This window comes from Streptomyces sp. NPDC058470, from assembly GCF_042721055.1.
In the GTDB taxonomy this organism is placed as follows: Bacteria; Actinomycetota; Actinomycetes; order Streptomycetales; family Streptomycetaceae; genus Streptomyces.
This window is the reverse complement of record NZ_JBHXMF010000003.1, coordinates 133,610-157,702: the sequence shown is the minus strand read 5'-3', so window position 1 is coordinate 157,702 and position 24,093 is coordinate 133,610. Positions and strand designations below refer to the sequence as shown.

General features: G+C 70.5%; 22 protein-coding genes, 1 tRNA gene and 2 pseudogenes. 10 read left to right on the top strand and 15 right to left on the bottom strand.

What is annotated here, in order from left to right; translation table 11 throughout:
- Positions 1-57 precede the first annotated feature (57 nt).
- Genes ACFWP7_RS03300 through ACFWP7_RS03290 form a run of 3 tightly spaced genes read left to right on the top strand, consistent with a single transcriptional unit; the run spans position 58 to position 2,579 of the window.
- Positions 58-1,395, top strand: a complete 1,338-nt coding sequence (locus ACFWP7_RS03300; RefSeq protein WP_384375188.1) for a ferric reductase-like transmembrane domain-containing protein — start codon at positions 58-60, stop codon at positions 1,393-1,395.
- 10 nt (positions 1,396-1,405) lie between these two features.
- Positions 1,406-1,855, top strand: a complete 450-nt coding sequence (locus tag ACFWP7_RS03295) for an FMN-binding protein (RefSeq protein ID WP_384375185.1) — start codon at positions 1,406-1,408, stop codon at positions 1,853-1,855.
- Position 1,856: 1 nt separating this feature from the next.
- Entirely contained in the window at positions 1,857-2,579 is a 723-nt protein-coding gene (locus ACFWP7_RS03290) for an FAD:protein FMN transferase (protein WP_384375182.1), read from the top strand.
- 541 nt (positions 2,580-3,120) lie between these two features.
- On the opposite strand, the gene ACFWP7_RS03285 is transcribed toward ACFWP7_RS03290, so the two are convergent.
- Complete coding sequence (locus tag ACFWP7_RS03285) at positions 3,121-3,717, bottom strand: GNAT family N-acetyltransferase (RefSeq protein WP_384375179.1); 597 nt, start codon at positions 3,715-3,717, stop codon at positions 3,121-3,123.
- Positions 3,718-3,913: 196 nt separating this feature from the next.
- Between ACFWP7_RS03285 and ACFWP7_RS03280 the strand changes: the two genes are divergently transcribed.
- Complete coding sequence (locus ACFWP7_RS03280) at positions 3,914-4,354, top strand: SRPBCC family protein (protein WP_384375176.1); 441 nt, start codon at positions 3,914-3,916, stop codon at positions 4,352-4,354.
- Positions 4,355-4,431: 77 nt separating this feature from the next.
- Positions 4,432-4,683, top strand: a complete 252-nt coding sequence (locus tag ACFWP7_RS03275) for a hypothetical protein (protein ID WP_384375174.1) — start codon at positions 4,432-4,434, stop codon at positions 4,681-4,683.
- Between the two features lie 24 nt (positions 4,684-4,707).
- On the opposite strand, the pseudogene ACFWP7_RS03270 reads toward ACFWP7_RS03275, so the two are convergent.
- The 4 genes and pseudogenes from ACFWP7_RS03270 to ACFWP7_RS03255 all read right to left on the bottom strand — a co-directional run.
- Positions 4,708-4,990: pseudogene (locus ACFWP7_RS03270) on the bottom strand (ISNCY family transposase); the annotation flags it as partial.
- 42 nt (positions 4,991-5,032) lie between these two features.
- A tRNA-Leu gene (locus ACFWP7_RS03265) sits at positions 5,033-5,107 on the bottom strand.
- A 96-nt stretch (positions 5,108-5,203) separates the two neighbouring features.
- On the bottom strand, positions 5,204-5,425 hold the full coding sequence (locus tag ACFWP7_RS03260) for a hypothetical protein (protein WP_384375171.1): 222 nt from the start codon (positions 5,423-5,425) through the stop codon (positions 5,204-5,206).
- Positions 5,422-5,733 carry a hypothetical protein gene (locus ACFWP7_RS03255; RefSeq protein ID WP_384375438.1) on the bottom strand — a complete coding sequence of 104 codons (312 nt, stop codon included), beginning with the start codon at positions 5,731-5,733 and terminating at the stop codon, positions 5,422-5,424. Before ACFWP7_RS03255 ends, ACFWP7_RS03260 begins: the two co-directional genes overlap by 4 nt.
- Positions 5,734-5,826: 93 nt before the next feature.
- Between ACFWP7_RS03255 and ACFWP7_RS03250 the strand changes: the two genes are divergently transcribed.
- Entirely contained in the window at positions 5,827-6,363 is a 537-nt protein-coding gene (locus ACFWP7_RS03250) for a hypothetical protein (RefSeq protein ID WP_384375429.1), read from the top strand.
- Between the two features lie 3 nt (positions 6,364-6,366).
- Here ACFWP7_RS03250 and ACFWP7_RS03245 read toward each other — a convergent pair whose 3' ends face one another.
- The 6 genes from ACFWP7_RS03245 to ACFWP7_RS03220 form a co-directional block, all read right to left on the bottom strand.
- A complete protein-coding gene (locus ACFWP7_RS03245; RefSeq protein ID WP_384375168.1) occupies positions 6,367-7,536 on the bottom strand; it encodes a glycoside hydrolase family 6 protein in 1,170 nt (389 codons plus the stop codon).
- Positions 7,537-7,824: 288 nt separating this feature from the next.
- Complete coding sequence (locus tag ACFWP7_RS03240) at positions 7,825-8,976, bottom strand: XdhC family protein (RefSeq protein WP_384375165.1); 1,152 nt, start codon at positions 8,974-8,976, stop codon at positions 7,825-7,827.
- 50 nt (positions 8,977-9,026) lie between these two features.
- Positions 9,027-10,484, bottom strand: coding sequence for an NCS2 family permease (locus ACFWP7_RS03235; RefSeq protein ID WP_384375162.1), 1,458 nt, complete (start codon positions 10,482-10,484; stop codon positions 9,027-9,029).
- A 236-nt stretch (positions 10,485-10,720) separates the two neighbouring features.
- On the bottom strand, positions 10,721-13,108 hold the full coding sequence (locus ACFWP7_RS03230) for a xanthine dehydrogenase family protein molybdopterin-binding subunit (RefSeq protein WP_384375159.1): 2,388 nt from the start codon (positions 13,106-13,108) through the stop codon (positions 10,721-10,723).
- 2 nt (positions 13,109-13,110) lie between these two features.
- Positions 13,111-13,680 carry a (2Fe-2S)-binding protein gene (locus ACFWP7_RS03225; RefSeq protein WP_384375157.1) on the bottom strand — a complete coding sequence of 190 codons (570 nt, stop codon included), beginning with the start codon at positions 13,678-13,680 and terminating at the stop codon, positions 13,111-13,113.
- Complete coding sequence (locus tag ACFWP7_RS03220; protein ID WP_384375154.1) at positions 13,680-14,570, bottom strand: FAD binding domain-containing protein; 891 nt, start codon at positions 14,568-14,570, stop codon at positions 13,680-13,682. Before ACFWP7_RS03220 ends, ACFWP7_RS03225 begins: the two co-directional genes overlap by 1 nt.
- 390 nt (positions 14,571-14,960) lie before the next feature.
- Between ACFWP7_RS03220 and ACFWP7_RS03215 the strand changes: the two genes are divergently transcribed.
- Positions 14,961-16,634, top strand: a complete 1,674-nt coding sequence (locus tag ACFWP7_RS03215) for a PucR family transcriptional regulator (RefSeq protein ID WP_384375152.1) — start codon at positions 14,961-14,963, stop codon at positions 16,632-16,634.
- A 135-nt stretch (positions 16,635-16,769) separates the two neighbouring features.
- On the top strand, positions 16,770-17,543 hold the full coding sequence (locus ACFWP7_RS03210; RefSeq protein ID WP_384375149.1) for a hypothetical protein: 774 nt from the start codon (positions 16,770-16,772) through the stop codon (positions 17,541-17,543).
- 195 nt (positions 17,544-17,738) lie between these two features.
- On the opposite strand, the gene ACFWP7_RS03205 is transcribed toward ACFWP7_RS03210, so the two are convergent.
- Together ACFWP7_RS03205 and ACFWP7_RS03200 are read right to left on the bottom strand one after the other, a co-directional pair.
- On the bottom strand, positions 17,739-17,903 hold the full coding sequence (locus ACFWP7_RS03205) for a hypothetical protein (protein WP_384375146.1): 165 nt from the start codon (positions 17,901-17,903) through the stop codon (positions 17,739-17,741).
- A gap of 214 nt (positions 17,904-18,117) precedes the next feature.
- Positions 18,118-19,017 carry a GntR family transcriptional regulator gene (locus ACFWP7_RS03200; RefSeq protein WP_384375143.1) on the bottom strand — a complete coding sequence of 300 codons (900 nt, stop codon included), beginning with the start codon at positions 19,015-19,017 and terminating at the stop codon, positions 18,118-18,120.
- A gap of 157 nt (positions 19,018-19,174) precedes the next feature.
- On the opposite strand from ACFWP7_RS03200, the pseudogene ACFWP7_RS03195 reads away from it, so the two are divergent.
- Together ACFWP7_RS03195 and ACFWP7_RS03190 are read left to right on the top strand one after the other, a co-directional pair.
- Positions 19,175-20,052: pseudogene (locus ACFWP7_RS03195) on the top strand ((2Fe-2S)-binding protein).
- A 316-nt stretch (positions 20,053-20,368) separates the two neighbouring features.
- Positions 20,369-21,430, top strand: a complete 1,062-nt coding sequence (locus ACFWP7_RS03190; RefSeq protein ID WP_384375140.1) for a DUF2637 domain-containing protein — start codon at positions 20,369-20,371, stop codon at positions 21,428-21,430.
- 64 nt (positions 21,431-21,494) lie between these two features.
- Here ACFWP7_RS03190 and ACFWP7_RS03185 read toward each other — a convergent pair whose 3' ends face one another.
- Both ACFWP7_RS03185 and ACFWP7_RS03180 read right to left on the bottom strand, forming a co-directional pair.
- Entirely contained in the window at positions 21,495-21,917 is a 423-nt protein-coding gene (locus ACFWP7_RS03185) for an ATP-binding protein (RefSeq protein WP_384375426.1), read from the bottom strand.
- A gap of 412 nt (positions 21,918-22,329) precedes the next feature.
- Positions 22,330-24,072: a pyruvate dehydrogenase gene (locus tag ACFWP7_RS03180; protein ID WP_384375137.1), complete on the bottom strand. Its 1,743-nt coding sequence runs from the start codon at positions 24,070-24,072 to the stop codon at positions 22,330-22,332.
- Positions 24,073-24,093: the final 21 nt, after the last annotated feature.

Genomic DNA, 24,093 nt, shown 5'->3' with positions numbered 1-24,093 from the left:
GACAGCTCCCACCCGGCAGGCTCGGTGTCCCCGGACCCGAACGAGGAGCTCCCGTCCGTGACGACTGTCGAACGTCTCCAACCGCCCCCCACGGCGGTACGCCCGAAGGTGGTGGCCCGCGCGGGCCTGTACGCCCTGCTGGCGGTGAACGTGGGCGTGGTGGCTTTCTTCTTCCTCCAGTCCCCGCGCGACACGAACGCCCTGATCCTGCTGGGGCGGCTGTGCGGGCTGTACGGCGCTCTTCTGATGGCCTTCCAGCTGCTGCTGGTCGCCCGGTTGCCTTGGCTCGACCGGCGGATCGGCATGGACCGGCTGACGTCCTGGCACCGCTGGGTCGGCTTCGGTCTGCTGTGGACGCTGCTCGGGCACGCCGTCTTCATCACCTTCGGCTACGCCGAGTCCTCGTCGATGGGTCCGGTGGACCAGCTGGTGAACCTGGCCGAGACCGTCGAGGGCGTGCTGCGGGCGATCGTGGCGCTGGTGCTGATCATGGTGATAGGCGCGGTGTCGGCGAGATACGCCCGGCGCCGACTGGCGTACGAGACCTGGCACTTCATCCACCTCTACACCTACGTGGCCGTGGTGCTGGCGTTCACACACCAGGTCGGGGTCGGTACGACGTTCACCACCTCGTCGGCGGCCACGGCGTACTGGTGGGGCATGTGGGGCACTGCGCTCGGTTCGGTGTTCCTGGGCCGGGTGGTGCTCCCGCTCTGGCGGAACCTGCGCCACCAGCTACGGGTCTCCGCGGTCGTCCCCGAGTCCGACAACGTCGTGTCGATCTACATGACGGGGCGTGACCTGGACCAACTGCCCGCGCGGGCGGGCCAGTTCTTCCTGTGGCGGTTCCTGACCAGAGACCGGTGGTGGCAGGCCAACCCGTTCTCGCTGTCCGCCGCCCCGGACGGCCGGACGCTGCGCCTGACCGCGAAGACGGCCGGCGCCGGCACCGCCGCCCTGCGGCACGTGAAGGTCGGCACCCGGGTCTTCGCCGAGGGCCCGTACGGCGCCTTCACCACGATGCACCGGACGCGGCCGGACGCCCTGCTGATCGCCGGCGGTGTGGGCATCACCCCGATGCGGGCGCTCCTTGAGGAACTGGAAGGCCACGTGGTGCTCATCTACCGGGTCGCCAGGGATCGGGACGCCGTCCTCTACGACGAGCTGCGCGATCTCGCCCACGCGAAGGGCGCGGTGCTGCACCTGATCACCGGACCGCCGGTGCCGGACCGGCTCGCGCCGCCTGAGCTCGTCAGGCTCGTCCCCGACATCGCCGACCGGGACGTCTATGTGTGCGGCCCGCCCGCCATGACCGGCGTCGTCCTGCGCACGCTGCGCGAGTTGGGCGTGCCCGGACCGCAGATCCATTCCGAGCGCTTCAGCCTGGCTGGATGAGGGGAACACCGTGAAGCGAGTACTGCCTGTCGTCGCCCTGTCCGCCTTGGGCCTGATCACGGTGTGGCGTTACCAACCGGGCGCCGATACGCCGGCCGGCACCACGGTCGCCGCGCCGACGGCCCCTGCGCCCTCGCCCTCCTCGTCCCCTTCATCCCCCTCATCCTCGGGTTCCTCGCCGTCCGCGTCGGCCGCCGCAACTCGGGTCGTCCAGGGCAGCACCGTCGCCACCGAGAAGGGCGACGTGCAGGTCGAGGTGACCTTCGAGGGCGACACGATCACCTCCGTACGGATGCTGGTGCAGCCGAACCACCCGCAGACCACGGCCGCCGTGCCCGTGCTGATCCAGGAGACCCTTCAGGCGCAGAGCGCGGACATCGACACCGTCTCCGGCGCCACGATCACCAGCGACGGCTACAAGGAGTCCCTCCAGGCCGCCATCGACGCGAAAGGCGCCTGAGATGCGGCGAGTCGAGCAGGTGATGGGGTTCCCGGTGTCGCTGCGGATCGACGACGGGGACGCCTCCGACGAGGCCGCGGACGCGGTGTTCGCATGGCTGCGCGAGGTCGACGCGCGGTTCAGCCCGTTCAAGCCCGACAGCGAGGTGTCCCGGCTGGACCGGGGCGAGCTGGAACCCCATGAACTCAGCCCCGATCTGGTCGAGGTCCTCGACCTGTGCGAGGACTACCGGGTCGCGACCCGCGGCGCCTTCCAGGTGCGGCTGCCGGGCCGCGGTCTTGATCCCTGCGCGATGGTGAAGGGCTGGTCCGTGCAGCGGGCCGCGGATCTGCTGGCGGCGCGGGGGGCGGCGAGGTTCTGCCTGAACGCCGGTGGCGACGTGGCCTCGGTGGGCGGCCCGTGGCGGGTGGGCGTACGGCACCCCGAGCAGGCCGACCGGCTGTGCGCGGTGCTGGAGATCGCCGACGGCGCGGTGGCGACGTCCGCGCGGTACGAACGCGGGGACCACATCGTCGACGGGCGCACCGGCCGGCCGGCGACCGGACTGCTCAGCATGACCGTCGTGGCCACCTCACTCACCGAGGCCGACGCCACGGCGACAGCCGCGTTCGCGATGGGCCCGGAGGGCATCGAATGGGCTGCCGCGCGGGAGGGCTGCGAGGTGTTCGCGGTCGACGCCGAGCACCGGGTCTTCCGGACGCCGGGGCTGCCGGTCGCTGCCTGACCTCTGGTACGACAACGAGGGCTCCCCGCGGTGTGCGGGGAGCCCTCGTTGTCGTACGGCCAGCGGGTGTCCGTGCCCCTCACCCGTGCGCGGCGGTGGACGAACCAGCCGCCCGCCCTGAGAAGCATGCCGGTTCCGCCGCGCCCAGGACGGTGACGCCGGTGGCGGCGAGGTTGCCGCCTGCCGTGCTCGTGCCGGGGGTGCTGCCGACTCACGCAGCCGCTCGGCGCGCTCGGCGTCGGAGACCGCGCCGCGGCCCACTGCGAGTCACGGACCTTGTAGTGCTGGCAGTGGCACTTGACGGGGTAGTCGGCGGTGCCGAAGATCGCCCGCAGGTCGCCCCAGGACGCCTGGTTGGCGGGGACGATGGTGAGCTGCTCGGGCACGATGGACTGGGGAGCGGGGGGTTTCACCGCGGCCTCCTGGCTGCTGAAACGGTGGGTACTCCCAGGCGGAGTCGGTGGCCCGGTCGTGGACACCCTGGCCGAGCCTGCGGACAAGCCCGTACATGTTCAAGGCGTCACGGAACGGCGAGAGGGCCTCAGTGGCCTCGGACGGGAACGCGGACGCGGGCGTGCACGTGCATGTCGTGTCGGCCGTCGTCGTGCACGGCCGCGCTGCGCTTGGTTCCTTCCAGGTCGTATCCGCATTTTGCGGCGACCCGGCACGAGGCCTCGTTGCGCGTCGAGTGGTCCAACTCCAGGCGGAAGAAGCCGATCTGGTTCAGCGCCCAGAGACTGAGCGCCCCAAGTGCCTGCGAGGCCACGCCGGCGCCGCGGGCAGCCGGGAGCACCCAGTACGCGACGCCGGCGATGCCGTCGTCGAAGTCCAGGCCGCGTAGGGCGATCCGACCGAGTACCTGACCGCTGTCGCCGGTGACTGCCCAGTGTCCGCCCTTCTCCCGTATCCAGTCCTGGCGATACGCGTCGAACCACTCCCGAACCTGGCCCTCGGTCGAGGGCCGGTTCGTGTGCCACCGGCGGATCTCGTCATCCTCGTAGGCGGACAGGAACACCGGCGCGTCGGCCGATTCCCAGGGCCGCAGGAGCAAGCCCCGCGCGACGGGGAGCATGGGCTGAGGGGAGTCGGCGAGCGAGCCGGAAGCGATAACGGGCGGCGTCGACAGAGCGCGGGTCACGGCCCATGATCACCCCATGTCGACCAGACACGTCAAGGGTTCGGACGCGCACCATGGGCCTCCCCATCCGTGACGGGGAGGTGCACTCCCTGATCCCCCGCCAGATGGATCTGGCGGGGGATGGAAGAGGGATGGCGCCCCATTTCAGCTGGTTCGGTGACAATTCACGTCGCGTTCCGCCGCCTACGATCACCCCGTGGCCCTTTTCCTGCTGGAGCGCGTGTCTCCGTATCCCGTCGACCAGAGCTGGCGACGCCTCACCGACTGGCAGCGGCACGCCGATGTGGTCCCGCTGACCCGCGTCACCGTGGTCACGGCGCCCCCGACCCACGAGGGCACCCTGTTCGTGGCGCGGTCGGGGCTCGGCCCCGTGGCCTTCGACGACCCGATGGAGGTCGTCACGTGGCAGCCCCCGGGGGACGGCGTCCCGGGCATGTGCCGGCTGGTCAAGCGCGGCTCGTTCGTGACGGGATGGGCCGAGATCGAGGTGCATGCGAAGGACGGCGGGGGTTCGCGGGTGATGTGGCGGGAGGAGATCAGGGTGCGCCTGCTGCCGAGGTTCCTCGACCGGGGGCTGGCGTGGGCGGGGCGGTGGATGTTCGGGCGGGCCGCCGAGAGACTGCTGCGGCGGCCCTGACCACGGCGGGCGGCAGGACCTGCACCGTGGCCAATCGGCATACGGGGCTGACAGTTCAGGGTGCGAGAAGAGGCCACATGACGGCCGTCGACCCAGCATGCCGGGAGGAACACTTCGGCGCAGAGCGCGGATTCCGCGGCGTCGACGCGCACGAGACGCGGCTGCTCGCCGAACACGCGCGCTCACGCCCCCGACACCGGGCCCTCGACGTCGGCAGCGGACCGGACGCCTACCTGGCCGCGCTCGCCGGGCCCGGGTACCGCAGGCCGGCTGTCGACCGGACCGACGCCTCGGTCGCCGCGACACGTGACCGGCACATGGATCGGTAGCGGCGGCTGACGGCCGTGCGGTGCCCGGAACCAGGTGCGACTGACGGCGCCGGTGGCCTTGATCCGGTGCCCAGCCGGCCCAGCTTGCGCACCCCGTGACCCCGTGCTCCAGGAGATCGGCGTCCCTGGGGTGGTCGATGTCGGCTTCGGCCTCGGTGGTGTCCCCATGCGACAGCTTGCGGCAGCACAGCAACTGTCCTCGACCAGTGTGCAGCAGTGCGGCGTTGAGCCATTCGATGATCTGCGGGCCGCTGTGGCGTACGAGCAGCACCGGAGTGGTCGAGCGCGGCACCGGGGAGGTCAGCGGGGACGCCCGCCCGGCCTCGGCGTGCCCCGCAGGTTTGAGAGGGGCGGGGCGGTCGGATTCGAACCGACGTCCTCCGAGATGCTGTCGCGGCGCACTACCTCTGTGCTACGACCCCGCCTTACTCATGATCATAGGCACCAACTCCGCTGATGGAAAAGGGGGATCACCATGGCGAAGGTGCCGTCAACGACCGGGGCGCGGCGAGTCCGGCACTCACGGCAGCTCTCCCCGGCTCCGGGCGTTGGCCAGGGCAACGCCCGCCGATAGCCTCTCCGCCGCCGTGGCGGGCCGTAGGAGGCCGTGCGCGTCCCACTCCCTCCCGCCGCCGGGCGGCTTGAGCTGCCAGTACGGGCCGACACGGTCCACGACCCGGCCGACCTCGCACGTCGTCTCGTCCCATACGAGATCACCGATCTCCGGTGTGTACCCGTTCATACGCACCCCCGCTGGATCACGTCGACCAGCCGCAGCACGACATCCACGCACGACCGGCCGAGGGTGATCAGGTTCAGTGGGGGCGACTCCACATCCGCCCCCGGCGACGGCAGCACGATCCCCGCCGCAGTCAGCACTTCCCGCACAGTTTCGACCGCCGCTGTGACATCCGTGGTGTTCGGCTCTTGCTGCGCTGTTGCGATGAATTCAGCCTCGGTGAACTCCCGTTGAGAGGACCAGCTCTTCTGCTCGGACGACTGCGCTTCAACGGCAGCGGCAGCGGCGTGAACAGCTGCCCCGCCCTGCACGAAGACCTCGACACCGGCGAAGGGGCCCGACTTGCGCGGCGCCGCGCCCCGGCGAAAGCGCCGCAGGCGCGGTACCGCCTAGCATCACCCCTCATGGCCACTGTGATCTTGACCGTCGGGCTCGCCTTCATCGGCTATTTCGCGACTTACCTCAATGGACTGCGACTTACCCAGAGACAGGCCCGACTGGAGCGCGTCAACGCCCAGTTGAGCGACTTCTACGGGCCCCTGTTCGCACTGACCGAGGCCAACAGCCGCATCTACGACGCCTTCGCCTCGACATACGCCCGCCCGGACGGCCGCGACCCGTTCGACCACGACACACCTCCCACCGAGCATGAGCTCGCCCAGTGGCGCACGTGGGCGACCACCGTCTTCATCCCCAACATCCGGGCGATGCGCGACGTGGTGGTCACCAGGGCAGACCTTCTCATCGAGGAGGAGATGCCCTCGGCCCTGCTTGATCTCTGCGCACACGTCTACGGGTACGAGATCACGGCCGCGCGCTGGGCCGAGGGTGACTTCGAACAGCACCTGTCGCTTCTGTCGTTTCCGGGCAAGGATTTGACGGAGTACGCCCGCTCCCGCTTCGCCCGCCTGAAGAGCGAACAGGCGAGCCTGCTCGGCTGAACCTCAGCCCCGAATCGCCGGGTTGGCGAACCGAACCAGTTCCAGGGCCTGTTCGGGGAACCAGTCGCCCGCGTCGGGGTCGATCATCCCGCGCTCGGGGTCCTCGGGGCCCGGCGTGCCGCGCAGACACAGGCCGTCCGACTCACCCGGTGTCTTGATCCACAGCCGGGCGTCCTGCAGGGGGTCGCCGGTGCGCAGGGTCGGCCGGGTGCCCAGGCCGCGGTTCGGTGGGTTGCACCAGTCCTGGGGGTCGGGGTACTTGCCGGCGGGCGGGGCCCAGGGGCCCTGTCCGTTGCGGCTGGAGTCCGTGACGAAGTGCTTCATCCGGGACGCGGGCACGTGCACGTGGGAGTCGAGCCAGGCCTGCGCGTCGGCACGCGGCCACCACTGATGGGGGCACTCGGCGGCGTCGCCGCCCCCGTCGACGTACGCGAGGCACGAGGAAATCAGCTTGCCGTACCAGGAGTTGGCGTCGTCGGTGTTGTAGTTCGAAGCGTTGGTGTAGAAACCGGAGGCGTGCGCGACACCGCCCTTGATCAGGCGCGGCACGATGGAGTTGACGGTGTGCCAGCCGGGGTGACCGGTGTCCACGTACACGCGCGTTCCCGGCAGCGGTTCCAGCACGGACACCGCGTAGTTGACCTCCGTGTACCGGGCCGTGGTCTTCGTGCCCTGTGCGTCGTCCTGGCCGCAGTCGACGGGGAGGAGGGCGAGGGCGTCGGGTTCGAGGGTGACGAGAGCGTCGCGGCCCCCGATGCCGCGCGCCACCGCGTCGATCCACTCCTTGTACTCCGCGGTGTCGGAGGCCCCGCCCCCCGAGTAGTTGGAGCAGTCGCGTCCCGGGATGTTGTACAGCGCGAACACCGGGATCGCGCCCTCCCGGTCCGCGTCCCGCGTCACCCCCCGGCTCAGTCGCTCCACCTGGGCCGGCGTCTGATCGCCGTACCAGACGGTCTGCGGGGTGTTCACCATCGCCACGATGCCCGCGGCGTCGAGGAACCGGCCCGCGCGGGCCAGGTCCGACGCCTGCCGGTATGCCGCCGGGTTGGCGTCGGGGACGTAGAGGGAGGGGCCGTGGCCGAGGGAGTCCGCGGCCTGCGCTTCGGATGGTGCGAGGTTGAGGGCCGCCAGTCCGAGCGACACGGCGGCAAGCCACGTTGAGGCACGTCTCATCTGGGTTCACTCCTGATGCGCAACGGTCGCCAAGGACTTGCGGGAGCGCTCCCACAGCAGCGTGGTCGAGGGTCATGCTCGCGTCAATACGCGGCGCAGGAGATTGCGTGGGCAGCGGATGACGTAGGCGGGTACGACTGAGGGACCTGCCGCGTGCCACGACGGGTCCCTCGGTCGTACGCGCTCGCTGTCGGCCGTACGTGCCTACTAGGCCCTGTCGTCATATTCCCGTCCGCCTCGCGACGCCAGGCCGCCCTCCGGGCGACGACGGGAATGTGACGACAGGACCTAGGCGACCGAGCCGATCCGCCCGGCCGGAACCGACGCCCCGTCATGATGAATCGGCGTATGCGCCCCGGTCAGCGCCACCCCACTCCCCCCACGCCGGTTGGCCACGATCTCCGATGCGATGGACAGCGCCGTCTCCTCGGGCGTGCGGGCCCCCAGATCCAGCCCGATCGGCGACCGGAGGCGCGCCAACTCCAGCTCGCTCACGCCGACTTCCCGCAAGCGCTCGTTCCGGTCGAGGTGGGTCCGTCGCGACCCCATCGCCCCCACGTACGCGACCGGCAGCCGCAGCGCGAGCTGGAGCAGCGGGACGTCGAACTTGGCGTCGTGGGTGAGTACGCAGAGCACCGACCGGGAGTCCACTTCCGTACGGGCCAGATACCTGTGCGGCCAGTCGACGACGATCTCGTCGGCGTCGGGGAAGCGGGCGGCTGTCGCGAAGACCGGGCGGGCGTCGCACACCGTCACGCGGTACCCCAGGAACCTGCCGATGCGTACCAGCGCCGACGCGAAGTCGATCGCGCCGAAGACGATCATGCGGGGCGGCGGGACCGACGACTCGACGAGAACCGTGAGCGGTGCTCCACAACGAGAGCCCTGCTCTCCGATCTCCAGGGTGCCGGTGCGGCCCGCGTCCAGGAAGGCGACCGCGTTGCCCACCACAGTCCGGTCCAGCTGGGGATGGGCACCGAAGCCCCCCTCGTACGAACCGTCGGGGCGGACGACAACAGCGCGTCCGAGCAGCTCGGCCGGCCCGCTCACGATCCGCGCGACCGCGGCCGCCTCCCCGCCCGCCGCGGCGGCCAGCGCGGCCGCGAGCACCGGCCGGGCGCGATCGCCGGAGCGGACCGGGGTCACCAGGATGTCGATGATGCCGCCGCACGTCAGCCCCACCGCGAACGCGTCGTCGTCGCTGTAGCCGAAGCGTTCGAGGGCCGACTCCCCGTCCGCCAGCGCCTGTTGGCACAGTTCGTAGACCGCGCCCTCCACACAGCCGCCGGAGACCGAGCCGATCGCCGTGCCGTCGGAGTCGACGGCGAGCGCCGCTCCGGGCTGACGGGGTGCGCTGCCGACGACGGCCACCACGGTGGCCACGGCGAAGTCGCGTCCCTGCTCGACCCACCGGTGCAGCTCTTCGGCGATGTCCAGCATCTCTCGGTCTCCTTAACAGCGGTTGCGTGCAGGGGATCTGGAAGCGCGTGTCAGTGCACGCCCATCCAGCTCTCGATCGGGTTGAGGGCGAAGAAGACGACGAAGATCACCGTCAGGCCCCACATGAACGCCCCGATCTCCCGGGCCTTGCCCTGGGCGATCTTGATGGCGACATAGCTGATGACTCCGGCCGCGACGCCCGCGGTGATGGAGTACGTGAACGGCATGATCACGACGGTGAGGAAGACCGGGATCGCGGTGGCGCGGTCGGCCCAGTCGACGTGCCGGGCGTTCATCATCATCATGGCGCCGATGACGACGAGAGCCGCCGCGGCGACCTCACCGGGGACGATCGCGGTGAGCGGCGTGAAGAACAGGCAGGCCGCGAAGAACAGACCGGTGATCACGGAGGACAGGCCCGTACGGGCGCCCTCCCCGACGCCCGTCGCCGACTCGACGAAGACCGTCTGGCCCGAGGCGCCGGCGACCCCGCCGACCGCTCCGCCCGCGCCGTCGATGAACAGCGCCTTGGAAAGACCCGGCATCCGGCCCTGCGCGTCGGCCAGCTTGGCCTCCGTGCCGACGCCGATGATCGTGGCCATCGCGTCGAAAAACCCGGCGAGCACCAGTGTGAAGACGATCATGCCGACCGTCATCGCGCCGACCTCGCCCCAGCCGCCGAACTCGACGTCGCCGAAGAGCGAGAAGTCCGGCATCGAGACGGCACTGCCGTGCAGTTCGGGGGCGCCGCTCGCCCACTGCTTGGGGTCGATGACGTCGAGGGCGTTCAGGACGACGGCCAGGACCGTGCCCGCGACGATGCCGATGAGGATCGCGCCGGGGACGGCGCGGGCCTGGAGCATGAAGATCAGGAGCAGCGTCGCGGCGAAGAGCAGCACGGGCCAGCCGGCGAGTTCGCCGGCCGGGCCGAGGGAGACCGGGGTCGCCTCGCCCTGGTGGACGAAGCCCGCCTTCACCAGGCCGATGAGCGCGACGAACAGGCCGATACCCATGGTGATCGCGTGTTTCAGCGCCAGCGGGATGGCGTTCATGATCATCTCGCGCAGCCCGGTGACGACCAGGAGCATGATGACGACGCCGTACATCACGCACATGCCCATCGCCTGCGGCCAGGTCATCTGCGGGGCGACCTGCGAGGAGAGCACGCCGGAGACGGAGAGTCCGGCGGCGAGGGCTAGCGGCACCTTGCCGAAGAAGCCCATGAGGAGCGTGCTGAAGGCGGCCGCGAACGCGGTCGCGGTGATCAGCGCCTGCTGGCCGAGGGTGTTCCCTGCGACGTCCTTGCCGGACAGGATCAGCGGGTTGAGCAGCAGGATGTACGCCATCGCCATGAAGGTGGTGGTGCCGCCGCGCACCTCACGCGCGACGGAGCTTCCCCGCTGGGATATGTGGAAGTACCGGTCGAGCCAGGACCGTCCGGCGGGGACGCGGCTACCCGCGCCCGCGTCGTCCGCGACGGTCTTCGGCTCCAGTGACTGCTGGGTCATGTGGGCCTGCTCCCAAGGTTCAAAGGGACACCCGCGCTAGCCGCCCTGACGGCCGCTCAACCACTTCAGTGGCTGCGGGATTTGGGAAAGTACTTCGGCCGCACGACCCGGGGGACGGCCCGAGACGAACGTTTCTCTGACATCTGATGGTGCGTCAAGTTCCGCGAGCGGTGCGGTACTTGAGTACTCCGGGCGGCGCGGCGAAGTGTGACGTTCCGTGCGCCGCCCGGAGAGTGCTAGGCGGTGCCGGTGAGGTGTTCGGGCCGTACCGGCGTCCGGTTGAGCTCCAGACCCGTCGCGTTCCGGATCGCCGCGAGGACGGCCGGGGTGGACGACAGGGTCGGTGCCTCGCCGATGCCACGGAGCCCGTACGGGGCGTGCTCGTCGGCGAGTTCGAGCACGTCGACCGGGATGGTCGGGGTGTCGAGGATGGTGGGGATCAGGTAGTCCGTGAAAGACGGGTTGCGCACCTTCGCGGTGACCGGGTCGACGATGATCTCCTCCATGACGGCCACGCCCAGGCCCTGGACGGTGCCGCCCTGGATCTGGCCGATGACGGACAGCGGGTTGAGCGCCTTGCCGACGTCCTGGGCGCAGGCCAGCTCGATGACCTTGACCAGGCCGAGTTCGGTGTCCACCTCGACGACGGCGCGGTGCGCGGCGAAGGTGTACTGGACATGGCCGAAGCCCTGCCCGGTGCGCAGGTCGAAGGCCTCCGTCGGACGGTGTCGCCACTCGGCCTCGATCTCGACGGCCGCGTCCTCAAGTACGTCCGCCAGGTCGGCGAGGACCTCGCCGCCGTCGGTGACGACCTTGCCGCCCTCCAGCAGCAGTTCGGCGGTGGCCCAGGCCGGGTGGTACGTACCGAACTTGCGGCGGCCGAGCTCCAGGACCTTCTCGCGGACGAGCTCGCAGGAGTTCTTGACGGCGCCACCGGTGACGTACGTCTGGCGGGAGGCCGAGGTCGAACCGGCCGAGCCCACCTGTGTGTCCGCCGGGTGGATCGTCACCTGGGTGACGCCCAGTTCGGTGCGGGCGATCTGCGCGTGGACGGTGACGCCCCCCTGGCCGACCTCCGCCATGGCCGTGTGCACGGTGGCGACCGGCTCCCCGCCGACGACCTCCATCCGCACGCGAGCGGTCGAGTAGTCGTCGAAGCCCTCGGAGAAGCCGACGTTCTTGATGCCGACCGCGTAACCGACGCCGCGTACGACGCCTTCGCCGTGCGTGGTGTTGGAGAGGCCACCCGGCAACTGGCGTACGTCGGCGGCCTCGCCGGCCGCGAGCCACTGCTGCTCCGGCGGCATCGGCATCGCCTTGACGCGGCGCAGGAGTTCGGCGACCGGCGCCGGGGAGTCGACCGGCTGCCCGGTCGGCATGATCGTCCCCTGTTCCATCGCGTTGAGCTGACGGAACGCGACCCGGTCCATGCCCACCTTGTCGGCGAGCCTGTCCATCTGGGCCTCGTAGGCGAAGCAGGCCTGCACGGCGCCGAAGCCGCGCATGGCGCCGCAGGGCGGGTTGTTGGTGTAGAGCGCGAGGGCCTCGATGTCGACGTTCTCGATGACGTACGGTCCCGCGCCCAGCGAGGCGGCGTTGCCGACGACCGCCGGGGAGGCGGAGGCGTACGCACCGCCGTCCAGGACGATCCGGGCCTTCAGGTGCGTGAGTTTGCCGTCCTTGGTCGCCCCGTGCTCGTAGTGGAGCTTGGCGGGGTGGCGGTGGACGTGCCCGAAGAAGGACTCGAAGCGGTTGTAGACGATCTTGACCGGTTTGCCGGTGCGCAGGGCGAGCAGGCAGGCGTGGATCTGCATCGACAGGTCCTCGCGGCCGCCGAACGCGCCGCCGACGCCGGACAGCGTCATCCGGACCTTGTCCTCGGGCAGGCCCAGAACCGGGGCGATCTGCTTGAGGTCGGAGTGCAGCCACTGGGTGGCGATGTAGAGGTCCACGCCGCCGTCCTCGGCGGGCACGGCGAGGCCGGACTCGGGGCCGAGGAAGGCCTGGTCCTGCATGCCGAAGGTGTACTCGCCCTCGACGATGAAGTCGGCGCGCTCCCGGGCGGCTTCGACATCTCCGCGGACGATCGGCTGACGGTGCACGACGTTCGGGTGCGGCACGTGGCCGATGTGGTGGTCGTCGCGGCCTTCGTGCACGAGGATCGCGTCCGGCGCGGTCGCCGACGCCTCGTCCGTGATGACCGGCAGTTCGCGGTACTCGACCTTGATCTTGGCGGCGGCGCGGCGCGCGGTCTCCGGGTGGTCGGCGGCGACGATCGCGACCGGCTCGCCGTGGTGGCGGACCTTGCCGTGGGCGAGGACCGGGGTGTCCTGGATCTCCAGGCCGTAGCTCTTCACGGCGGTCGGCAGGTCGTCGTACGTCAGGACGGCGTAGACGCCGGCCTGCGCGAGCGCCTCCGAGGTGTCGATCGACACGATCTCGGCGTGCGCGACCGTGGAGCGCAGGATCTGGCCCCAGAGCATGTCCTCGTGCCACATGTCGGACGAGTACGCGAACTCGCCGGTGACCTTGAGCGTGCCGTCCGGGCGCAGCGTCGACTCGCCGATGCCGCCCTTGGTCTTGGAGCCCTGGGTGATGTTGGTGGGTGTACCGGTCGTTCCCATGATCAGACCGCCTCGGACTGCCGGGCGGCCGCCAGGCGGACCGCGTCCATGATCTTCTCGTAGCCGGTGCAGCGGCACAGGTTGCCCGAGAGCGCCTCGCGGATGTCCGCGTCGGTGGGGGTCGGGTTGTGCTCCAGCATCTCGTCGGCCGCGACCAGCAGACCGGGGGTGCAGAAGCCGCACTGGACGGCGCCTGCGTCGATGAACGCCTGCTGGATGGGGGCGAGTTCACCGCCTTCACCGGTGTGGGAGTCCTGCGGTTTCGACTCCCACCGCTTGGCCTGGTCCAGGGAGGTACCGCAACCGCCGTGCTCGGCCCGCTGCTTGGCGTACTCCGCGAGCCCCTCCACCGTGACGACCTCGCGCCCTTCGACCTGCCCGGCGGCGACGAGACAGGAACACACCGGCACCCCGTCGAGGCGGACCGTGCAGGAGCCGCACTCGCCCTGCTCGCAGGCGTTCTTGGAACCCGGCAGACCCATCCGCTCGCGCAGCACGTACAGAAGGGACTCGCCCTCCCAGACGTCGTCGGCTTCCTGCTGACGGCCGTTGACCGTGAAATTGACGCGCATTACGCGACTCCCTCCGTGCGAGCGGCGCTGCCGCGGTACGACTCCCAGGTCCAGGTGAGCGTGCGGCGGGCCATGATGGCGACCGCGTGGCGGCGGTAGCTCGCCGTGCCACGGACGTCGTCGATCGGGTTGCAGGCGGCGGAGCAGAGGTCCGCGAACTGCTTGGCGACCGACGGGGTGATGATCCTGCCGTTGTCCCAGAAGCCGCCCTCTTCGAGCGCCGCGTTCAGGAACTCCTCGGCGGCCTTGGCGCGGACGGGTGTGGGCGCGGCGGAACCGATGCCGGTGCGGACCGTGCGCGAGGACGGGTGCAGGGCCAGGCCGAAGGCACAGACCGCGATGACCATGGCGTTGCGGGTGCCGACCTTGGAGTACTGCTGCGGTCCGTCGGCCTTCTTGATGTGTACGGCCCTGATGAGCTCGTCCGGAGCGAGCGCGTTGCGCTTCACGCCGGTGTAGAAGGCGTCGATCGGGATCAGGCGGGTGCCGCGGACGGACTCGGCCTCGACCTCGGCGCCCGCCGCGAGGAGGGCGGGGTGCGCGTCGCCGGCCGGGGAGGCGGTGCCGAGGTTGCCGCCGACACCGCCGCGGTTGCGGATCTGCGGGGAGGCCACCGTGTGGGAGGCGAGGGCCAGGCCGGGCAGCTCGCCGCGCAGCTGCTCCATGATCTTGGTGTAGGGCACGGAGGCGCCCAGGCGCACGCTCTCCTCGCCGACCTCCCAGTCGCTCAGCTCGCCGATGCGGTTCAGATCGAGGAGGTACTCGGGCCTGCGGTGGTCGAAGTTGATCTCGACCATCACATCGGTGCCACCCGCAATCGGCACAGCGGTGGGGTGCTCAGCCTTGGCGGCGAGCGCCTCCTCCCAGCTGGCGGGGCGAAGGAAGTCCATGAGTGGCTCTCTTCATTCGTATCGTGGTGGTCGCGGTGGTTCTGATCAAGCCAGATCGGGTGCGGCGGGCCCGGCTCGTTCATGAGTTGTTTACGCGGAGTGAGGCCAGTACACAGCGCCGTCCTCCATGAGGGTCAGTCACGGAAACCATGAAGGAGTTGGCTGGCCAGGGTGTGCATCTTGTAGATTCGTATGAACGGAGGTCGTCAGTAACGTCTCTGTTTTTCCCTGGAAACAGTGAGCACAGCTCTCGAAAGCCCAGGACACAGGCTCAAGCGGGTGGTGGATCCTCCCGCGGGGTCCTCACCCCGGCGCCATCCCGCGGGGTCCTCACCCCGGCGCCATACAGATCCATCGTAGATTTCGAGACAAAGATCGGCGGCGACGAGAATGCGGCTGCGCGCACTGCTGGACACCGACGCGCTGGGCCTGCGGCTGCTCGGCGGCGAGGACGAGCTGGACCGCACCGTACGCGGTGTGATGACCACGGACCTCAAGGACCCCAGTCGCTATCTCTCGGGCGGCGAGCTGGTCCTCACCGGTCTCGCCTGGCGGCACGACGCCGCCGACTCCGAGCCCTTCGCCCGCATCCTCGCGGGCGCCGGGGTCGCGGCCCTCGCCGCGGGTGAGGCGGAGCTCGGCGACGTCCCGGACGATCTGATCCAGGCCTGCGCACGGCACCGGCTGCCGCTGTTCGGGGTGAACGAGTCGGTGGCCTTCGCGACGATCACCGAGCACGTCGTACGGCAGGTCTCGGGCGAGCGGGCCGGGGATCTGGCGGCCGTGGTGGACCGGCACCGGCGGATGATGACCTCCGGCCCCGCGGGCGGCGGGCCCGATGTCGTCCTGGACCTGCTCGGCTCCGACCTGGATCTGCGGGCGTGGGTGCTCTCCCCCACCGGCCGACCCATCGCGGGCTCGAAGCTCGCGGGGGCCGCGCTGCCGCCGGACGTCTGCGCCAAGCTGGCCGCCGGCCATCTGGCGGCGGCACGCACCGGGCGCCGGGGGCCGCACCGGGTCACGGTCGGCACAACGACGTACTCGCTCTTCCCCGTCCCCTCCTCGGGCCGCTCCACGGGCGCGTCCCGGGATGTGCGCGAGACGGTGCTCTCCGACTGGCTGCTCGCGGTCGAGGCGGACGCCGGGGACTGGCCCGAGGAGCGGCTCGATCTGCTCCAGGGCGTCACCCAGCTGATCTCGGTCGAGCGGGAGCGGCGGGACTCGGCCCGCGCGGTGCGCCGGCGGCTCGCGCAGGAGGTCCTGGAGCTGGTGCAGACGGGTGCCGCGCCCGCCGAGATCGCGGCGCGGCTGCGGGTCGCCGCTCCGGTGCTGCTCCCCGGGCTCGGCGCGGCCCCGCACTGGCAGGTGGTCGTGGCCCGCGTCGAGTGGGACGGCGGGGACATCGAGGGCTGCCTGGTCGCCCAGTCGCTCCTTGAGGAGATCCTCGTCAACCCGCTGTCCTCGGGCACCGAGCACTCCGATCGCATCGCCGTCGCCCACACCGGCGAGGAGGCCGTCGCCCTGCTCGCGCTCCCCGCGGTGTCCTCGGAGCACGGCGGTTCGGAGCCCGGACTGCTCGCCGAGACACTTCTTGAGGCCGTACGGGACCCGCTGACCGCCGGACTGAACGACGACGGGCGGCTCACGCTCGGCGTCAGCGCCGCCGTGCACTCGGCGGAGGGGCTGCGCGGCGCGCTGGAGGAGGCCCGGCACGCGCGTCGGGTCGCCGCGGCGCGTCCTGGGCGGGTGTGCGCGGCCGGGCACCAGGAGCTTGCCTCGCACGTGCTGCTGCTGCCCTTCGTGCCGGACGACGTACGCCGGGCGTTCACGGCCCGGCTGCTCGATCCGCTGCGGGACTACGACCGCCGCCATCGCGCCGAGCTGATTCCCACCCTGGAGGCGTTCCTCGACTGCGACGGCTCCTGGACGCGCTGCGCCACCCGTCTCCACCTGCACGTCAACACGCTGCGCTATCGCGTGGGGCGTATCGAGCAGTTGACGAGCCGTGACCTTTCACGCCTGGAGGACAAGCTGGACTTCTTCCTGGCACTGCGAATGAGCTGATTTCTGACTCCTCGGATGCGCCGAGTGACAGCCATGACTTTGTGAAATCCTTCACCCACCCCCTTGGCCGGGCCCGGTGATCCGTGCTGAGATGCCACCACTCAACAGCTCAATGGTGTGCTCGGGGAGGGCAACGTGGCGCATTCCGCCATGTCTGGTTCCGGAACGACCGCAGGTGACGATCCACTCCAGACCGCGGTATGGCGGCTGCGCTCGCGCGCCTGCTGGGCCGACGCGGCGGCGCTGCTCGATCCGGGCACCGCGGGAGCGGCGCTGCAGAGAGCTTCGCTTCTCGTCGAGGGGTGTCTGTACACCGAGCAGGGCTGGGCCGCGGCGGAGGACGCGCTGCGGACGGCGGAGGCGGTGGCACGCAGCGACGACGAGCGGGGCGCGGCGGCGTGTGAGCGCGGGCAGCTCGCGTACGCGGCCACACTGCTCGGCGTACGGGACCGGGCGGACGAGGCGCGGGCCGCGCTGAGCCGCGCCGCCGCGCTGATCACGCCCGGGGCACGGGGACGGGCACTGCTGGACTTCCGGCGCGGGCTGGTCGCCCAGAACCTCGCGCACTCCCCGGAGTCCGCCCGCGCCGCCTACCGGCGCGCCCACGCGGGCGCCACGGCGCAGGGCGACTCGCTGCTGCTCTCCTTCACCTGGCGCCACCTCGCCGGACTCGCGCTACAGGAGGGCGAGTTGGCGGAGGCCCGGCACGGCTTCGCCGAATCCCTGCGGATCCGCGAGGAGTTGGGCTTCCTCGTCGGTACGGTCCCCGCCCTCGCCTCGCTGGCGGACGCCGAGACCGAGCCGGAGGCGTCCCGGCTACGGGCCGAGGCGGGACGGCTGTTCCGGCTCCTGGGCGGCGTACCGACCTGGCTGGCCCAGCAGTTGGACCCGCCTGCGGCAACTGCTTAGGTCCTGTTGTCATATTCCCGTCGTCCGGATGGTGGCCGCGCGGCGTCAGGTGCGTGCTCTCGGCGTGCCGGGCGTGGACCCTCGTACTGGACGTACTTGGGTCCGCGCCCGGTGCGGCGAGAGGGCGTGCATGGCGTCGCGAGGCAGACGGGAATGTGAGGCAGACGGGAATGTGACGACAGGGCCTGGCTGCCACTAACTGTCCTGGACGTCCGTCCACAGGTTCTGGACGAACGTCCAGGCCTCGGTGCGCAGTTCGGGGTTCTGGACGAGGAGGACGACGGCGCCCACGAGGAGGGCCAGCTTCAGCAGACCGCCGAGGCCGGAGCTCGCGCCACCGCGGCGGCCCTGTTCGTTCATCTGGCGGAATCGGCGCAAATCGTCGGACCGCTGCGGGCCGGGATCGGGATACATCGTCGGTCGCCCCCGAGCGTAGGAGTGGTCGTGCCTGTGCGGGGGAGCACGCCACCGTCCGGCCACCGGGTTGCCCCTGTACGGGACTTGTTGCACAGAACCCACCCGTCCGTGACACGGCCCCCTCGAAGGGGACATACGGCGACGACGTGCGCGGAGATCACGCGCCCGCGAAGTGCTCCCGCAGGAGCGACTGCACGACCGGCAGGTCCTGGGCGACGAGCGCTTCCAGGAGTGCGGTGTGTTCGGCGGCGTCGGCGACGAGGTCGGCGCGGCCGCGGGTGGCGGGGCCGCCGACCAGGGGCCACTGGGCGCGGCGGTGCAGGTCGTCGGCTGTCCGCACCAGCTGGCTGTTGCCGGCGAGGGCGAGGATCGCGCGGTGGAAGACGCGGTCGGACTCGGCGTAGGTCGCGCGGCAGCCCAGGGACGCGGCCCGGACCGTCGCGTCGGAGAGCGGGCGCAGCTCGGCCCAGCGCGCGGCGGGCACCGTGCGGGCCAGCCGCAGCATCACCGGGACCTCGATCAGGGCGCGGATCTCGGCGAGTTCGGCCAGTTCGCGGGTGCCGCGTTCGACGACCCGGAACCCGCGGTTGGGCACGACCTCGACGGCACCTTCGAGTGCGAGCTGCTGCATCGCCTCGCGTACGGGTGTCGCGGACACCCCGAAGCGTTCACCGAGCACGGGCGCCGAGTAGACCGCCCCGGGCGTGAGTTCGCCCGCGACGAGCGCGGCGCGCAGGGCGTCGAGGATCTGCCCGCGTACGGAGGCGCGCTGTACGACGGGACGCGCGCTCTCGGCACGGGGGCGCGGGACGGGCGCCTCGCTGTGCGTGTGCTCGCCACGGACCTCGGCGGCACCGACAGCGGGGGCCTCGGCTCCGGAGGTGGCTGCCTGCCCGGGCGCTCCCAGGGCGGCGGCCGCCCCAGGCGTGGCGACACCCCGCTCCCGGTCCACGTCCGCGGCCTGCGGCTGTGCGGGCACTCGAACGGTCCCGGTACGCAGGTCCGGGATTCCCACTCCGGTGGAGCCGTACGCGCTGCGTGGGCCGGCCTGCTCCACGGGAACCTCCTCCGGGCTTGTCGGCACTTGGGGGCCAATGCGGTGGTTGTTACTCGTCCGTCAAGCACCATAGGCCCAGTCGCCGTCAGTTCAAACCTCGACGACACCGGGTAAGGTAAGGCTTACCTGTCAGCGATCGTGAAATGGTGGTCTTCGCATGCGCGTTCCCGCCCCGACCGCAGGCACCTCGGCCCTGGCCGGCGCCCGTCCGGCCCGTTCGGTCGTCGCGGACACCTACGCCCGGCTGACCGGGGTCTTCCCCGACCTGAGCGTCACGGAGCTCGGGCCCGGAGAAGCGGCTCCCCAGGACACCGGCTGGGTCACGGCAGCAGGGCTCGCGGAGGGCGGCGCCGACCTCGACGCGTTCCTGGCGTGGGACGAGGCGCAGGTGATCGAGGACTACGGGCAGCGGGGGCGCCCCGACGTGATCGCCGGCTTCGGGCTCCACCGTTACGCCTGGCCGGCCTGTCTGCTGATCACCCTGCCGTGGTTCCTGAAGCGCCGCGTGCCCCGCTTCCCTGTGGAGCACGTCACATTCCAGCGGACCCTCGGCCGGATGGCGGTGCGGACCGGTGAATTCGCCTGCCTGCCCGACGACCCCGCGGCAGGCCTGCCCGGCGCCCACGTCGTAGCGGACGAGGAGACCCTGCGGGCCGAGGTGCGGGCCGCGGTGGCCGAGCACCTGGAGCCGGTACTCGGCGGCTTCGGACCGCGCATGCGGCGGCGCGCCGCGCCCTGTGGGGCATGGCGACCGACGAGATCGTCGAGGGCCTGTGGTACGTCGCCGGCCTCCTCGGCGAGGAGCGGCGCGCGATGAACGAGCTGGAGCTGCTGCTGCCGGGATCCACCGGGCCCTATGCCGGTTCCCCCGCGTTCCGTGAACTGACCGGGCCGAACGGGGAGTCGCTGCCCACTCGCGACCGGGTGAGCTGCTGCCTCTTCTACACGCTGCGCCCCGAGGACACCTGCGCCACCTGCCCGCGCACCTGCGACCAGGACCGCGTCACCAAGTGGACGGCTGCCGCGGCAAGTTGAGGCACCATCGAGAACAAGCCACCCTCACACATGCCTTAAGATCAACTCTCGCGGTACTCCCCATGGGCGCATCCCGCGGATTACGGGCGTTTCACAGTTTCCTCACATGTCGCAGGCGCTTTCCGTTGAACCACCCGTACGAGTAGTGTTAATCGCACTCAACTCCCGTCCCTCGCGCGGTAGTTCGAGCAGAATGTCGCCCTGCGCATCCCCTTGCACTCCGTTGGCGGCCTCTTGCCCCGAAAACCCCTGAGGGCCGATGGGATTGGGCCACTATGACGGGCGTTACGCCCTATCCCAATGCAAGGGACCCCAGATGAGACTGACCGACATATCGCTGAACTGGCTGCTTCCGGGCGCCGTTCTGCTCCTGGGCCTGCTGGCGGCGGTGGCGGTGCTCGCGCGCGGCAAGCGGTCCGGGGTGAAAGCGGCGAGCACGGAAGACACCTGGGAGCGCAGCGAGGAGCGCCGCAGGCGCAAGGAGGCCATATACGGAACGGCCTCCTACGTGCTGCTCTTCTGCTGTGCCGCGGTCGCGGCCGCGCTCTCCTTCCACGGTCTTGTCGGCTTCGGCAAGGAGAACCTGAACCTCTCTGGCGGCTGGGAGTACCTGGTCCCGTTCGGTCTCGACGGCGCGGCCATGTTCTGCTCCGTGCTCGCGGTGCGCGAGGCCAGTCACGGCGACGCGGCGCTCGGCTCCCGGATACTCGTGTGGACCTTCGCCGGCGCCGCCGCCTGGTTCAACTGGGTGCACGCCCCTCGTGGCATCGACAACGCGGGCGCCCCGCAGTTCTTCGCCGGAATGTCGCTGTCCGCCGCCGTGCTGTTCGACCGCGCGCTGAAGCAGACCCGCCGTGCCGCGCTGCGTGAACAGGGCCTGGTCCCGCGTCCGCTGCCGCAGATCCGGATGGTCCGCTGGCTGCGCGCGCCCCGCGAGACGTACAGCGCCTGGTCGTTGATGCTCCTGGAGAACGTGCGCACCCTTGACGAGGCCGTGGACGAGGTGCGCGAGGACAAGCGCCAGAAGGAGCAGACCCGACTGCGCCGCCGCAACGAGGAGCGTGTCGAGCGGGCGCACCTCAAGGCGCTCAGCCGTGGTCACAAGGCGTTGCCCGGCCCCGGCCCCGGTGGTGGCGGTGGCGGACGGGAGCTTGAGACGGCGACCGTGGAGCGGACCTCCGCCCAGGCCTCCGCGGAGCCTGCCATATCGGCCCCGGAGCAGCTGCCCGTCCGCTCGCGGCCCTCGCTTCAGCCCGTCCGCAAGAGCAGCGCCGAACCGTTCACCGTCGATCTCACCGCGGAGGACGACACGATGGCCCTGCCGCGTCTCGACTCCCTGGAGCGCAAGCTCAAGGATCTTGAGCAGCAGTTCGGCTAGGAACGACCAGATGTAACGGCCCTTCGGCCAGGGTCGCGAACACTGGGACGGCGGCGCGGTAGCTCTACACCGCGCCGCCGTCCAGTTCGAACCACACCGCCTTGCCCACGCCGTGCGCCCGCACCCCCCACGCGTCCGCGAGGGACTGGACGAGGATGAGACCCCTGCCGTGCGTACCGTCGTCGGCGTTCGGTACCCGCAGCGTGGGTCTGCGTCCTACGAAGTCCCTTACTTCCACCCGGAGTCCACGGGGCCCGACGGTGGCCGTCAGGACCGCGTCGTGGTCGGTGTGGATGAGTGCGTTGGTGACGAGCTCGCTGGTCAGCAGCTCGGCCACGTCCGACCTTCCCGGCCTCCCCCAGTGCCGTAACAGTTCCCGCAGCGCCTTACGGACCTCGGGCACCGCCCGCAGGTCCGCCCTGCCCAGCCTCCGCCTGAGCTGTGCTCCGCCCGGCCGGCCCATCGCGCTGTCGGCCGCTTCCTCCACCGCTTCCCCGGAGGAGACCCCGATAGCCACCGGACCACCTCCTCGCCCCTGCCTCTTCATGACCCCCGCCTGCGCGCCGATGTCGGTTTCCCTCCCACTCGAACACGTTCACGGGATCCATGCCCCGTCAGGAACGCGACAGTCATGTCGAATGGTCAACAACCGTTCGTACGGGAGCGCATGGGGGGACGGCCCTGGTGGAAGGAGACTCTGGTGGAGGCGGTTGCGCCTGCCGTTCGGGACGGCACCCGGCCGACGGGTCCCGCACGCCTACGGACCCACCTCCGTCGGGACACCCCGACCAGGACCGATCGGCCCAACTACCCATGCGACGCTGCCGATCCGAACGTATACAGTCCGTCCGGCGACTCGGGCCGAGAGCGTTGGGCCGATACGGGGGGAGCCGACGCCCCTATGGGCGAGGCATGTTCCGAAGGTTGGCGCGGGCCATCTGTACCATTCGTCCCACTCCCCCGTCCAGCACGACCTTCGACGCCGACAGCGCGAAGCCCGTCACCATCTCCGCGCTGATCTTCGGCGGGATGGACAGGGCGTTGGGGTCGGTGACGACGTCGACAAGGGCGGGGCCCTTGTGCCTGAAGGCGTCCTTGAGCGCGCCGGCGAGTTCCTTGGGCTTCTCCACGCGCACACCGTAGGCACCGCAGGCGCGGGCCACGGCGGCGAAGTCGGGGTTCTTGTTCGTGGTTCCGAACGAGGGCATCCCGGCGACCAGCATCTCCAACTCGACCATGCCCAGGGAGGAGTTGTTGAAAAGGACGATCTTCACCGGCAGGTCGTACTGGACGAGGGTGAGGAAGTCACCCATCAGCATGGAGAACCCGCCGTCCCCGGACATCGACACGACCTGCCGCTTCCGGTCGGTGAACTGGGCGCCGATGGCCATCGGCAGCGCGTTCGCCATCGAGCCGTGCGAGAACGAACCGATCACCCGGCGGCGGCCGTTGGGCGTGATGTAGCGGGCCGCCCAAACATTGCACATCCCCGTGTCGACGGTGAACACCGCGTCCTCGGCGGCGAGTTCGTCGACCAGCGAGGCGACGTACTCGGGGTGGATCGGAACGTGCTTCTCCACCTTCCTCGTGTACGCCTTGACGACTCCTTCGAGCGCGTCGGCGTGCTTCTTCAGCATCTTGTCGAGGAAGCGCCGGTTCTCCTTGGGCTTCACCCGCGGGATGAGACAGCGCAGGGTCTCCAACACATCGCCCCACACGGCCAGTTCCAGCTTGGAGCGGCGGCCCAGGCGCTCGGGACGGACGTCGACCTGGGCGATCTTGACGTCGTCGGGGAGGAAGGCGTTGTACGGGAAGTCGGTGCCGAGCAGGATGAGGAGATCGCACTCGTGCGTCGCTTCGTAGGCGGCGCCGTAGCCAAGCAGACCGCTCATGCCGACGTCGTACGGGTTGTCGTACTGGATCCACTCCTTGCCCCGCAGCGCGTGCCCGACCGGGGACTTGATCTTCTCCGCGAATTCCATGACCTCGGCGTGCGCGCCCGCGGTGCCGCTGCCGCAGAAGAGGGTGACCTTGTCCGCCTCGTCGATCATCGCGACGAGCTTGTCGATCTCGGCGTCGCCCGGGCGGACGCTGGGCCGGGAGGTGACGAGGGCTGTCTCCAGGGTCTTGTCGGGGGCGGGCTCGGAGGCGATGTCGCCGGGGAGCGAGACGACGCTGACGCCGGACTGGCCCACCGCGTGCTGAATGGCGGTCTGGAGCAGCCTCGGCATCTGCTTCGGGTTGGAGATCATCTCGTTGTAGTGGCTGCACTCGTTGAACAGCCGCTCGGGGTGGGTCTCCTGGAAGTACCCGAGGCCGATCTCGCTGGAGGGGATGTGGGAGGCGAGGGCCAGCACCGGGGCCATCGAGCGGTGGGCGTCGTACAGACCGTTGATCAGGTGCAGGTTTCCGGGGCCGCAGGAGCCGGCGCAGGCGGCGAGCCTGCCGGTGACCTGGGCCTCGGCGCCCGCGGCGAAGGCGGCGGTCTCCTCGTGCCGGACGTGGATCCAGTCGATGGCGGAGTTGCGCCGGATCGCGTCCACGACCGGGTTGAGGCTGTCGCCGACGACCCCGTACAGCCGCTTCACTCCCGCGCGGACGAGGATGTCGACGAACTGTTCGGCGACGTTCTGCTTGGCCATGACTTCACGTGCCCTTCGGTA

Bases quoted from the DNA above. Each gene is read 5' to 3' on its own strand.
- ACFWP7_RS03215 (WP_384375152.1), top strand. From the start codon at position 14,961: ATGCGGCTGCGCGCACTGCTGGACACCGACGCGCTGGGCCTGCGGCTG.
- ACFWP7_RS03250 (WP_384375429.1), top strand. From the start codon at position 5,827: ATGGCCACTGTGATCTTGACCGTCGGGCTCGCCTTCATCGGCTATTTC.
- ACFWP7_RS03245 (WP_384375168.1), bottom strand. From the start codon at position 7,536: ATGAGACGTGCCTCAACGTGGCTTGCCGCCGTGTCGCTCGGACTGGCG.
- ACFWP7_RS03290 (WP_384375182.1), top strand. From the start codon at position 1,857: ATGCGGCGAGTCGAGCAGGTGATGGGGTTCCCGGTGTCGCTGCGGATC.
- ACFWP7_RS03220 (WP_384375154.1), bottom strand. From the start codon at position 14,570: ATGGACTTCCTTCGCCCCGCCAGCTGGGAGGAGGCGCTCGCCGCCAAG.
- ACFWP7_RS03240 (WP_384375165.1), bottom strand. From the start codon at position 8,976: ATGCTGGACATCGCCGAAGAGCTGCACCGGTGGGTCGAGCAGGGACGC.
- ACFWP7_RS03275 (WP_384375174.1), top strand. From the start codon at position 4,432: ATGACGGCCGTCGACCCAGCATGCCGGGAGGAACACTTCGGCGCAGAG.
- ACFWP7_RS03225 (WP_384375157.1), bottom strand. From the start codon at position 13,680: ATGCGCGTCAATTTCACGGTCAACGGCCGTCAGCAGGAAGCCGACGAC.
- ACFWP7_RS03190 (WP_384375140.1), top strand. From the start codon at position 20,369: ATGAGACTGACCGACATATCGCTGAACTGGCTGCTTCCGGGCGCCGTT.
- ACFWP7_RS03230 (WP_384375159.1), bottom strand. From the start codon at position 13,108: ATGGGAACGACCGGTACACCCACCAACATCACCCAGGGCTCCAAGACC.
- ACFWP7_RS03180 (WP_384375137.1), bottom strand. From the start codon at position 24,072: ATGGCCAAGCAGAACGTCGCCGAACAGTTCGTCGACATCCTCGTCCGC.
- ACFWP7_RS03205 (WP_384375146.1), bottom strand. From the start codon at position 17,903: ATGAACGAACAGGGCCGCCGCGGTGGCGCGAGCTCCGGCCTCGGCGGT.
- ACFWP7_RS03235 (WP_384375162.1), bottom strand. From the start codon at position 10,484: ATGACCCAGCAGTCACTGGAGCCGAAGACCGTCGCGGACGACGCGGGC.
- ACFWP7_RS03260 (WP_384375171.1), bottom strand. From the start codon at position 5,425: ATGAACGGGTACACACCGGAGATCGGTGATCTCGTATGGGACGAGACG.